8 protein-coding genes are annotated in these 11,900 nt (G+C 68.2%); 5 read left to right on the forward strand and 3 right to left on the reverse strand.

Annotated features, from left to right (window positions below; translation table 11 throughout):
• Positions 1-9: 9 nt before the first annotated feature.
• On the reverse strand, positions 10-2,112 hold the full coding sequence (locus IE00_RS06580) for a TonB-dependent siderophore receptor (RefSeq protein ID WP_072296355.1): 2,103 nt from the start codon (positions 2,110-2,112) through the stop codon (positions 10-12).
• Between the two features lie 232 nt (positions 2,113-2,344).
• Here IE00_RS06580 and IE00_RS06585 point away from each other — a divergent pair, with 232 nt between their 5' ends.
• The 4 genes from IE00_RS06585 to IE00_RS06600 are packed head-to-tail and all read left to right on the forward strand — an operon-like array spanning position 2,345 to position 6,196.
• Complete coding sequence (locus IE00_RS06585; protein WP_083554129.1) at positions 2,345-3,340, forward strand: iron-siderophore ABC transporter substrate-binding protein; 996 nt, start codon at positions 2,345-2,347, stop codon at positions 3,338-3,340.
• The gene (locus IE00_RS06590) at positions 3,337-4,335 is read left to right on the forward strand and encodes an iron ABC transporter permease (RefSeq protein ID WP_072296277.1); all 999 of its coding nucleotides are present in this window, start codon (positions 3,337-3,339) and stop codon (positions 4,333-4,335) included. Before IE00_RS06585 ends, IE00_RS06590 begins: the two co-directional genes overlap by 4 nt.
• Entirely contained in the window at positions 4,332-5,366 is a 1,035-nt protein-coding gene (locus IE00_RS06595; RefSeq protein WP_240493806.1) for an iron chelate uptake ABC transporter family permease subunit, read from the forward strand. The genes IE00_RS06590 and IE00_RS06595 overlap by 4 nt, the downstream gene beginning before the upstream one ends.
• A gap of 11 nt (positions 5,367-5,377) precedes the next feature.
• Positions 5,378-6,196 (forward strand): ABC transporter ATP-binding protein, encoded by an 819-nt coding sequence (locus IE00_RS06600; protein WP_072296358.1) that lies wholly within the window; start codon positions 5,378-5,380, stop codon positions 6,194-6,196.
• Here the strand turns inward: IE00_RS06600 and IE00_RS06605 are convergent.
• Both IE00_RS06605 and IE00_RS06610 read right to left on the reverse strand, forming a co-directional pair.
• Positions 6,193-9,570 carry an error-prone DNA polymerase gene (locus IE00_RS06605; RefSeq protein WP_072296278.1) on the reverse strand — a complete coding sequence of 1,126 codons (3,378 nt, stop codon included), beginning with the start codon at positions 9,568-9,570 and terminating at the stop codon, positions 6,193-6,195. The genes IE00_RS06600 and IE00_RS06605 overlap by 4 nt on opposite strands.
• Entirely contained in the window at positions 9,567-11,051 is a 1,485-nt protein-coding gene (locus tag IE00_RS06610) for a DNA polymerase Y family protein (protein ID WP_072296279.1), read from the reverse strand. Before IE00_RS06610 ends, IE00_RS06605 begins: the two co-directional genes overlap by 4 nt.
• Positions 11,052-11,191: 140 nt before the next feature.
• Here IE00_RS06610 and IE00_RS06615 point away from each other — a divergent pair, with 140 nt between their 5' ends.
• The gene (locus IE00_RS06615; protein WP_072296280.1) at positions 11,192-11,866 is read left to right on the forward strand and encodes a GntR family transcriptional regulator; all 675 of its coding nucleotides are present in this window, start codon (positions 11,192-11,194) and stop codon (positions 11,864-11,866) included.
• Positions 11,867-11,900 lie beyond the last annotated feature (34 nt).

The raw sequence follows: 11,900 nt of genomic DNA on the forward strand, positions 1-11,900 counted from the left end.
GCGATGTGATTACCAGCTGCGGCGCAGCGTGGCCGAAACCTCGCGGCCCGCATTGTAGAAATCGGCATAAAGCCCGCCATAGGCCGAATAGGTTTCGTCCGTCAGGTTGCTGACATTGACCGACAGGCTGGTCTGGTCGTTCACCCGATAGGAATAGGCCGCATCCAGCAGCACATGCCCCGAGGTCGAGGACGTGTTCGTATCGTCATAGGCATAGCTGCCGACATAACGCGCCCCCAGCCCGAAGGTCATGTCGCCACGGCGGCCCTCGCCTTCGACCAGGTAATCCACCCAGACCGACGCCGTGTGTTCGGGAACCAGGCCGAGTTGGTTTCCCTCGTTTCCGGCGGTGCCGTTCCGCACGATCTTGCTGTCGACATAGGAATAGGCGGCGGTCAGCGTGATGTTCGGCGTCATCTCGGACTTGGCTTCCAGGTCCAGCCCGCGCACCCGGACCTCGCCGATGGTCGAGGCGCGGTTGGTGACGGGATCGGTGCGGGTGATGTTGTCCTTGGTCAGGTCATAGACCGCCGCGCTGAAGATCGAACGGCTGGACAGCGGCGCATATTTCACGCCCAATTCGTACTGCTCGCCGCGTTCGGGGGCCAGACCCACGGCAGCGGGAACCACCGATTGGGCAAAACTGCCATAGACCGAGAGTTCGTCCGTGGCCTTGTAGGTCAGGCCCAGACGACCGCTGGTCTCGCTGATGTCGCCGCTGGCATTGGTGCCAGCCAAGCGGTTGTCGATGCTGGTGTCCAGCCAGTCATGGCGCAGGCCCGCCGACAGCACATATTTGCCCGCGAAGGTCAGTTCCTGCTGGCCATAGATCGCGCGACCGCGCTGCTGCGTCTGCGTATCGGTGATGATCGGCACGCTGCCCGGCGCGCCGGTATAGACGGGGTTCGTCCAGTCGATATCGGGGGCCGGGCCGAAGCCGTATGACCGCGTCTGGGTGGATTTGCTGAACTCGACCCCCAGCAGGCTGCGGCTGTCGATGCCGCCCAAGGCCGTGTCGTATGTCAGGCGGGCATCGCCGATCAGCCGATGTTCGCGGTTGTCGTCGGTGAAGAAGGCACGGTTCGCGATGGTCCCCTCGGCGGGCGTCCCCGAGATATAGGCATAGCCGAAATCGCTTTCGGTATCGCTGTAGCGCAGTGTCGAGGACAGGCTGAGGCCGCCGCCGAAATCATGATCCATGATCAGCGACGCCGTGGTCCGGTCGGTGCCGCGATAGTTGAAATCCGGCTCTCCGAAGAAATCGCTGCGGTCGAAACGCGTGCCCATGGGAAAGCCACCGCTGCCGGGAATGCCGTCGCGGTCCAGCACATCGACCACCAGGCTGACGCTGGTCGCGGCATCGGGACGCCAGGCCAGGCCGCCCATCAGGAATTTCTCGTCGTTGCGGGACGGTTCGTAATCGGCCTCTCCATCGCGCAGCTTGCCCGTCAGGCGATAGGAGAGCGTGTCGTCCGAGGTCAGGTTGTCGCCGAAATCAAACCCCGCCTCGGCCCGTTCATTGGACCCGAGGGTGGTATAAACCTCGCCGAAGCGGTCGGTTTTCGGCAGCTTGGTCTGATAGTTCACCGCCCCGCCGGGGTCCGACACGCCAAAGGCGCTGGAATTGGCGCCCTTGACGATCTCGAACCGGTCATAGGCATAGGCCTCCTCGCGGATCGAGCCGAAGGGGGCGCCCAGGGGCAGGCCGTCGCGATAGGTATTGGGGTCGAAACCCCGCACCTTGAAATAATCGAACCGCTCATCGGCGCCATATTGGTCGGTGACGACGCCGGCGGTATAGGCCAGCACGTCCTCGATGGTTTCGGCACCGCGGGCGCGCGTCTCGGCCTCGGTCACGACCGACACCGAGGCCGAGCTGTCCAGGAAGGGCGTGTCCAGCTTGCCCGCGCCGCCCGACCGCAATGCCACGATCGATCCGTTATCCTCGCCATCGACGACGATGGGTTCCAGGACGACCACCTGGTCATCCGCCTGTTGCGCGTGCAGCCCCGTGGCCATCACCGCAATGACCGAGCTGCATCCCAGCAGGGTTGCGATCAGCACCCTGCCCCGACGGCCCGTCGCAAGGCCGTTTCCTGTCGTGATCCGCATGAAGATCTTCCGCAATGTAATGTTGTCTTGCTGGCTACCGGGGGCCGCGCCATGTCGCGCCGCGCTGCCGGATTGCTGATCGGGGCCTTTTAATCCCGGCGTCAGTAAACGTCTTGCTTATTCCTAGTGTTTTTGTAAGAAACTGACCGACTGTCGCAGAAATGCGACGCCTCGACCCTGAAATCCCGGCCCGTTCGCCGAAAGACCGATCAATTTCAACGGAGTGACGCCGATGTGGTGCCGATCCCTGCCCTGCGTGGCCGCGCTTGCCGCCTGCCTGTCCCTGCCAGCCGCGATGCCGTCCCTGGCCGGGGGCAGCGATTATCCGCAGGTGATCACCCACGCGCTTGGCACCACCACCATCCCCTCAAAGCCGCAGCGCATCGCCACCGTCGGATGGGCCAATCACGAGGTTCCCCTGGCGCTTGGCGTCCTGCCTGTGGGGTTTGCGGCGGCCACATTCGGGGATGACGATGACGACCGCATCCTGCCTTGGGTCAGCGCGCGGCTGGATCAGCTGGACGCATCCCCCCCGCCGCTGTTCGAGGAAGGCGCGGGCATCGACTTCGAAGCCGTCGCCGCATCGCGTCCCGACGTGATCCTGGCCGCCTATTCGGGGCTGGAACAGTCCGAATACGACACACTGTCGATGATCGCCCCGGTCGTCGCCTATCCCGAGGCACCCTGGACCACCGATTGGCGCGACATGATCCGCCTGGACAGCGCGGGCATGGGGATGGCCGCCCAAGGCGACGCCCTGATCGCCAGCACCGAGGCAAAGATCGCCGAGGCCGTGGCCCGGCATCCGCAGATCCGGGGCAAGACGGCGATGTTCGTCACCCATCTGGACCCGACCGATCTGAGCGTGGTGAATTTCTACAACGACAACGATGCCCGCGTGCGCTTCTTTCACGACCTGGGGCTGGCCTCGCCCTCCAGCGTGATCGAAGCGACCGAGCCGGGCCAGTTCTCGGGTTCGATCAGCGCCGAGCGGGTGGACATGTTCGACGACGTGGACATCATCGTCACCTATGGCGGGCCAGAGCTGCTGGAACAGATGCGCGCCGACCCGCTGCTGGGCCGGATGCCGGCGGTGGCCAATGATGCGGTGGTGATGCTGGGCACGGGGCCGCAGGCGGCGGCCGCCAATCCGACGCCACTGGCCATCCCCTATGTCCTGCCGGGCTATGTCGCGCAGCTGGCGCAGGCCGCTCAGAACGCGCGATGACCCGGACCCGGTCACAGGGATTCTGGCTGGGCGCGACCCTGCTGACGCTGGCGGCGCTGTGCGTGCTGTCGGTGGTGGTGGGTACGCGTCACGTCGGCGCGGATGACATTCTGGCGGCCCTGGCCGGTCACGCCGACACGATCGGCCAGGCCGCCGTCGCCACCCGCATCCCGCGCACCGTGCTGGCCGTGATGGCGGGGGCCGCGCTTGGGCTGGCGGGGGCCATCATGCAGGGGGTCACGCGCAACCCGTTGGCCGATCCGGGCATCCTGGGCGTGAACATGGGCGCCTCGCTGGCGGTGGTGATCGGCATCGCGTGGTTCGGCATGTCCACCCTCGCGGCTTATGTCTGGGTCGCGATCCTGGGCGCGGCGGCGGCGGCGGTGCTGGTCTATGCCATCGGGTCGATGGGCCGGGGCGGTGCCACGCCGCTGAAGCTGGCGCTGTCGGGGGCTGCGACATCGGTCGCGCTGTCTTCGATGGTGATCGCGGTGGTGCTGCCGCGCAACGACATCGCGGGCGGCGTGCGATCCTGGCAGATCGGCGGCGTGGGCGGCGCGACCTTTGCGGGCATCGCGCAGGTGGCACCCTTTCTGGCGGTCGGGCTGATGCTGACCATCCCCACCGCCCGCCGCCTGAACATGCTGGCCCTGGGCGAGGATCTGGCCCGCGGCCTTGGCGAAAGCCCCGCCATCGCGCGCGGGCTGGCGGCGGTGTCGGCCATCCTGCTGTGTGGGGCCACGACCGCGATCTGCGGGCCCATCGGCTTTGTCGGGCTGGTCGTGCCGCATCTGTGCCGGCTGCTGTTCGGGGTCGATCATCGCTGGCTGCTGCCCCTGTCGGCGCTGACGGGGGCCTGCCTGCTGCTGGGGGCCGACACGCTTGGGCGCATCCTGATCCGCCCGTCCGAACTGCCGGTCGGCATCGTCACCGCCCTGATCGGCGCGCCCTTCTTCATCTGGATCGTCCGCCGCCAGAGGATCGCCAGCCTGTGACCCTGCAGACCACCCTGACCCGCCTTCGGACCGCCCGCCATCGGCGTCGGACCACCCATGCGCGGGCCGTGGCCGGCCTGTCGGGGGCGCTGATCCTGGCCTTCCTGATCACGCTCTGCGTCGGGCAATCCGTGACGCCGCCTGGCGACGTGCTGCGCGTGCTGGCCGGGATCGACGTTCCCGGCGCGTCCTTCACCGTGGGGCAGCTGCGCCTGCCGCGCGCGGTGCTGGCGGTGCTGTCGGGCCTGTCCTTCGGTCTGGGCGGCGCGGCGTTCCAGGTGATGCTGCGCAATCCGCTGGCCAGCCCCGACATCATCGGCATCAATGCGGGCGCCAGCGCGGCGGCGGTCTTTGCCATCGTCACCCTGTCGCTTGGCGGGCCCTGGGTCGCCATCATGGCGGTCGTGGCGGGGCTGGCGGTGGCGGCGGCGATCTTCGGGCTGTCCTTCGGGGACGGCATTTCGGGGGGGCGGCTGATCCTGGTGGGGATCGGGGTGTCGGCGATGCTGGACAGCGCCATCGCCTTCCTGCTGGCGCAGGCACCGGCCTGGGACCTGCAGCAGGCGATGCGCTGGCTGACCGGCAGCCTGAACGGCGCGACGCTGGACCAGGCATTATGGCCCGCGCTGGCCCTGGCGACCTGCGGCAGCCTGCTGATCGGCCAGCGGCGCGGACTGGAGATGCTGAGGCTGGGCGATGACACCGCCGCGGCCCTTGGCACGGATGTCGCCCGCACGCGGCTGATCGTCATCCTGACGGCGGTGGGCATCATCGCGGTGGCGACCGCCATCACCGGCCCCATCGCCTTCGTGGCCTTCCTGTCCGGCCCCATCGCCGCGCGCATCGTGGGGCCGCGCGGATCGGTCCTGATCCCCGCCGCGCTGGTCGGTGCGCTTCTGGTGCTGGCAGGCGATTTCGCGGGCCAGTTCCTGCTGCCGGGGCGCTATCCGGTGGGTGTCGTGACCGGCGCCATCGGGGCCCCCTATCTGATCCTCCTGATCATCCGCGCCAACAAGACCGGAGCGACCTGATGCCAGACCGCATGACCCAGCACAGCCTTGCCGCCCATGACCTGTCATCGGGCTATGCCGAGCGGATGATTTTCCAGGGGCTGAACCTGCAGATCCCCGCGGGCCGGATCACCGCCATCGTGGGGGCGAATGCCTGCGGGAAATCCACCCTGCTGCGGACCATGTCGCGGCTGATCGCGCCCAAGGCCGGGCAGGTGCTGTTGGACGGCAAATCGATCCACGCCATGTCCCCCCGGCATCTGGCCCGGACCCTTGGCCTGCTGCCGCAATCCCCCATCGCCCCCGAAGGCATCACGGTGGCCGATCTGGTCGGGCGCGGCCGCCACCCCCATCAGGGGTTCCTGTCGCGCTGGAGCGCCGGGGACGATCAGGCCGTGGCCGAGGCGCTGCAGGCCACCGGCACGCAGGATCTGGCCGAACGCGCGGTCGACGAATTGTCGGGCGGCCAGCGTCAGCGGGTCTGGATCGCCATGGCACTGGCCCAGCAGACCGACCTTCTGTTGCTGGACGAACCGACCACGTATCTGGACATCTGTCACCAGGTCGAGGTCCTGGACCTGCTGGTCGATCTGAACCGCGCGCGTGGCACGACGGTGGTGATGGTGCTGCACGACTTGAACCTGGCGGCGCGCTATGCCGATCACCTGGTCGCGATGCGGGCGGGCAGCATCGACGCCTTCGGCCCGCCCGACCAGGTGCTGACGCGCGACATGGTGCGCCGCGTTTTCGGGCTGGACAGCATGGTGATCAGCGACCCGGCCTCGGGGCGGCCGCTGATGCTGCCCCTGGGGCGGCACGGAGTGGCGCAGCCCGCCGCCAGATCGGCCTAGTGGAAATCGCGGCTGGGGAACAGCTGGCGGGCCTGGTCGCGGGGATGGCGCGCACCGCACCCCATGCTGCCCCCGACCGGGCGGCGGGTTTCGTCGGCACGCCCGTCATTCACCTGCATCGTGACGGGGCGGCCCAGTTCGCCAAGGCGGGGTGACAGGTCCTCGATCTGTTCGGCGATCACGTGGATCACCTGGCCGTCGCGCTGGACCCGGCCCCGAACGCGCAGCAGGCGCCCCGTGACCACCTGTTTGCGGAAGGCTTCATAGACCTTGTTCCAAACGACGACATTGGCGTTGCCGGTCTCATCCTCCAGCGTCAGGAAGATCACGCCCGATGCCGTGCCGGGACGTTGACGCGTGATCACCAGCCCGGTGACCGAAATGCGCCCCGACGCCTGCCCCAGCCGTTCATGGGGCACGCAGCCCGGCAGGTCGGGACGCAACAGCTCCAGCGGATGGGCGCGCAGCGACAGGCGCAGGGATACGTAATCCTCGACCACCTCCTGGCCCAGGGACATGGTGGGCAGGATCACCTGCGGCTCATCCCCGCCCTCGCCATCCAGGCCGAACAGCGGCAGGGGTTTGGGGGCATTCAGCGCCTTGGCCGCCCAGAGCGCATCGCGCCGCGTCAGGCCCAAGGCGGCAAAAGCATCGGATTCCGCCAGCCGTTCCAGCGTGGCGGGCGGCACGCCGGCGCGGCGCCACAGGCTCTCGACATCGGCATAGCCATTGCCGCGCGCCGCCCCGATCCAGGCCGCATCCTCGGATTTCATGCCGCGGATCAGGCGAAACCCCAGACGGATGGCAAGCGACCCGTCCTGCCGCGGTTCGACCGTGCAATCCCAGTCGGAATGGTTGACGGATACCGGACGCACCTCGACGCCGCGGTCGCGGGCATCGCGGACCAGCTGGGCGGGTGCATAGAACCCCATCGGCTGGCTGTTCAGCAGCGCGCAGGTAAAGATCGCCTGGTGGTGGCATTTCAGCCAGGCCGAGACATAGACCAGCCGCGCGAAACTGGCCGCATGGCTTTCGGGAAAGCCGTAACTGCCGAACCCCTCGATCTGGGCAAAGCAGCGCTGCGCGAAATCCGCGTCATAGCCCCGCGCCAGCATTCCCGACACGAAGCGGTCGCGAAAGCTGCCGATGGTGCCCATCCGCTTGAAGGTCGCCAGCGACCGGCGCAGGCGGTCGGCCTCGGAGGGGGTGAAGCCCGCGGCGACCACGGCAATCTGCATGGCCTGTTCCTGAAACAGCGGCACGCCATAGGTGCGGCCCAGAACCTCCATCATCTGGGGGCCCAGATCCTGGATGGGTTCGCGTTTCTGACGGCGGTTGATGAAGGGATGGACCATGCCGCCCTGGATGGGGCCGGGGCGGACGATGGCGACCTCGCAGACCAGGTCATAGAAGGCGCGGGGCTGCATGCGCGGCAGGAAATTCAGCTGCGCGCGGCTTTCGACCTGAAAGACCCCCACCGCATCGGCGCGGCACAGCATGTCATAGACGGCGGGATCCTCGGGGGGGATGTTGGCCAGCGTCAGGTGACGGGCGCGGTGATCGGCCAGCAGGGCAAAGGATTTGCGGATCGCCGTCAGCATCCCCAGGGCAAGGATGTCGACCTTCAGCAGGCCAAGCGTGTCGATGTCGTCCTTGTCCCATTCGATGATGGTCCGCCCCTCCATCGCGGCATTTTCGATGGGGCACAGTTCATCAAGGCGGTCGCGGGTGATGATGAAGCCGCCGACATGCTGGGACAGGTGGCGGGGAAAGCCGATGATCTGGGAAATCAGCCAGGCCGTCTGGCGCAGCCGCCGGTCACGCGGGTCCAGCCCCGCATCACGCAGCCGGTCATCGCCCGGCGCCGCCGAGGACCAGCCCCAGATCTGCCCCGTCAGCCGCGCCACCACGTCCTGCGACAGGCCCATGACCTTGCCCACCTCGCGGATGGCGGCGCGGGACCGGAAATGGATCACCGTCGCGGTCAGCCCGGCGCGTTCGCGGCCGTATTTCTCATAGATCCACTGGATCACCTCCTCGCGCCGTTCATGTTCGAAATCGACGTCGATATCGGGCGGCTCGCCCCGGTCCTTGCTGATGAAGCGCTCGAAGATCAGCGTGATGGATTCGGGCGGCACCTCGGTGATGCCCAGCAGGTAGCAGACCACCGAATTGGCCGCCGACCCCCGCCCCTGGCACAGGATGCCCTTGCTGCGGGCAAAGGCCACGATGTCATGGACGGTCAGGAAATAGGGGGCGTATTCCATGTCGGCGATCAGGGCCAGTTCCTTGCCGATGCCGTCCAGCACCTTCTGGGGGGCGCCTGCGGGATACCTCCAGACCACGCCTTCACGGGCCAGGCGCTCCAGCCGCTGCTGGGCGGTCTCAGAGCTGCTGTCCTCCTGCGGATACTGGTATCGCAGATCGTCCAGCGCAAAGGTGCAGCGCGCCGCGATCTGGATGCTGCGGTTCAGTGCGGCGGGATAACGGTGGAACATCCGCGCCATTTCCGCCCCCGATTTCAGGCGACGTTCGGCATTGGGCAGGCGCGCCGCGCCGATGTTGTCGATGCTGCGCCCAAGGCGCAGGCAGGTCAGCACATCGGCCACGGGACGGCGATAGGCGCGATGCATCAGCGCGTCCCCCACCGCCACCATCGGCAGGCCCGTGGCGGCCGAAACCTGCGCCAGCGCATCCAGCCGCCCCTGGTCGCGCCCGTCATAGCGCGGCGCCGCCCCCAGATAGGCATGGCCCGGAAAGCGCCGCGCCACGGCCAGCAGGTCGTCCTTGTCGGGGGCCTGGCCCAAAGGGTCGGGCGGCAGCGCGATCAGCACCATTCCCGCGCCCCATTCGGCCAGATCCGCCCCCGTCAGGTGGCATTGCCCCTTGGCTGCCCGGCGCTTGCCCAAGGACAAAAGCCGCGTCAGCCGCGACCATGCCGCCAGATCGGTCGGCAGGGCAATCCATTCCATGGCGCTGTCACGCAGGACCAGCCGGCTGCCCGCGATCAGGCGCGGCAGGGTCGGGCCGGGCAGATCGGGCTTGGAGGGATCGGGCGCGGAGGGATCGGGTTTGGGCAGATCGGGCGCGGGGGTCTGGCCGGTGAAATGCGGCACCACCTGGCGGCTGGAATGGTCGGTCACCCGCTGCGACCGGATGATGGGACCGGCCTCGGCCTGCAGCCGGCGCAGTTCCTTCAAGGCGGAAAAGGCCCGCACCACGCCCGCGACGGAATTGCGGTCGGTGATGGCGATGGCCTCGAGGCCCAGCTCGGCGGCGCGGGTGACCATTTCCTCGGGGTGGGAGGCCCCGGTCAGAAAGGTGAAATTCGTCGTCACGCACAGTTCGGCATAGCGGGTATGGGGGGCGGTCATGCGAATTCCCCCGCCACCTGCCAGCCGGGATCCTGGGGCGTGTGGAACAGCCACAGCCGCGGCCCCTGATGCGTCTGGATGCGCCAATAATCGCGCAGCCCCGTACGCCAGTCGGGATCGTCCAGCCACCATTCGGGCGCGATCCGTTCGGGTCCCCCCGCGCGCAGGGTGGTCAGCACCTGCCCCTGCCAGATGAACCCGGCAGGCGGGGTGCCGGGGCGCGGTTCGCTGGTGGGCGTGACGGGCTGGGGCGGGAACAGGCGCAGGGGGCGTGCGGGACCGGACCATGCGAACCCCCGCGCCCCGCAGGAATAGGCCGCCGCGGCCAGATGAAAGCTGCGTTCGGGGATCAGGCTCTCCACCGGCAGGAACCGCAGGACCGCATCGAAGCCCAGCCGGTTGCCCAGCCGCGACAGCAGGTCGGCCAGCGCATCGCCCCCCTGCCCGGCCTGGTCCATGGCCATCTGCCCGGGCGCAAGGGGTTCGGTCCGGGGGGCGGTCAGGCGCATCGCCTCGATCCCGAAGCCGGCATCGATGTCGTCCAGGCCATGTGCGAACAGCGCGGCCATCCGGTCGGGATCGCGCATGGCCCGCGCCAGGCCGATCTCGACGGTCACGGTTTCCCGGTCGACGCGCGACAGTTCCAGCCGCAGCCGCCGCGCGCCGTGCTGATGGTGGGACAGGTGATCGCAAAGCCGCCCCAGCAGGCGTTCCAGACCCGCCATCACGTCGTCCCGCAACCCGATGGGTTCGGGCAGGGTCATGCGGACCCCGAAATGCGGTGCATCAGGTTCGGCAGCGACGGGTTCGGGCTGATGGCCCAGCAACTGGTCCAGGCGCATCATCAGGTCGGCGCCGAAACGGCGGGCCAGGGGCGCCCGCGGCAGGGCCGCCAGATCGGCCACATGCGTCAGGCCCGCCCGCCCCAGCGCGGCCGCCGTCGCCCCGTCGATCCGCAGGGCATGGACCGGCAGATGCATGACCCCCTGCGCCAGCCGCCCGTCGGGCACGATCCCCCCGCCATGACGGGCCAGCGCATGGGCCGCCGCCCGCGTGCCTGCAATGGCGGCCACCGCCGACAGCCCGGCCCGCGACAGACCGTCCTGCAGGTCGGCCAGCAGTTCGGCCTCGCCCCCGAACAGATGGGCGACGCCGGTGATGTCCGCCAACAGCCCGTCCCCCCCATCGCGCGCCACCAGCGGCGAATAGCGCATCGCCCAACGGCGCAGGCTGGCCAGCGCCGCCCCGTCCGCCGCCGGATCGGCGGGGCGCGTGGAAAGGTCGGGGCAGATCGCGCGGGCATTGGCCAAGGCCATGCCGGGATGCAGGCCCTGCGCCAGGGCGTCGGGGTTCAGGCAATGCAGCTGATCGGCATTGCCGACCCGCAGGACCAAGGCAAAGGGCCCCTCGACGGGGCGGCGCCGCAGGCTGGCTTCGCTTGCCAGCCTTGGAAACCAGATGCCAAGCAGCCGCCGTCCCATGATCCTTTCCCATCCATCCGTTATGTTCACCTTACGTTCTAACTACGGAACATCTTTCCGCAAGTCGAGTCCGGCAATCCAGCTTCCGTGGACTTTACTTGTATGGAAGTATGGAATAATCCTGAAGGCAGGAGAAGCCGATGCCCGAACACACCATTCTTGCGCGCCCCGCATCCACCGCCCAGCAGGTCCACGACTGGCTGTATCAACGCATCATCCGCGGCGACCTGCCCCCCGGTGCGCGCCTGTCCGAAACCGAGATCGCCGACAGCATCGGCCTGTCCCGCCAGCCCGTCCGCGAGGCGTTCATCCGCCTGGCAGGCGAGGGTCTGGCCGAAATCAAGCCACAGCGCGGCACCTATATCGGCAAGATCTCGGTCCGTGCGGTACTTTCGGCCCGCCTGATCCGCGAGGCCGTGGAAAGCGATCTGGCCCGCATGGTGGCCGATGCCCGCCCCGATCTGGGCGCCATGCAGTCCGAACTGGCGATCCAGGACCAGGCCGACAAGGCGGGCGACGTGGCCGAATTCATCGCATCGGACGACCGGTTCCATCAGGCAATGGCGCTGGCCGCCGGGCAGCCCGCCGTCTGGCAGGATCTGGAACGGCTGAAATCGCAGATGAACCGCCTGCGCCACATGTCGATGCGCGTCTTCGACCGCAGCCGGACCATCGCCCAGCACCGCGCGGTTCTGGACGCGCTGACGGCGGGCGATGCCGATGCGGCGGAAACCGCGATCCGCACCCATCTGCGCCAGATGCTGACCGAACTGCCCGAGATGGCCGCGGCCCATCCCGATTATTTCACCGACTGAAAGACACCCGATGCGACAGACCCGGCGCGGCCTT

Origin of the sequence: Paracoccus sp. SM22M-07, from assembly GCF_001887735.1 — a bacterium.
In the GTDB taxonomy this organism is placed as follows: Bacteria; Pseudomonadota; Alphaproteobacteria; order Rhodobacterales; family Rhodobacteraceae; genus Paracoccus.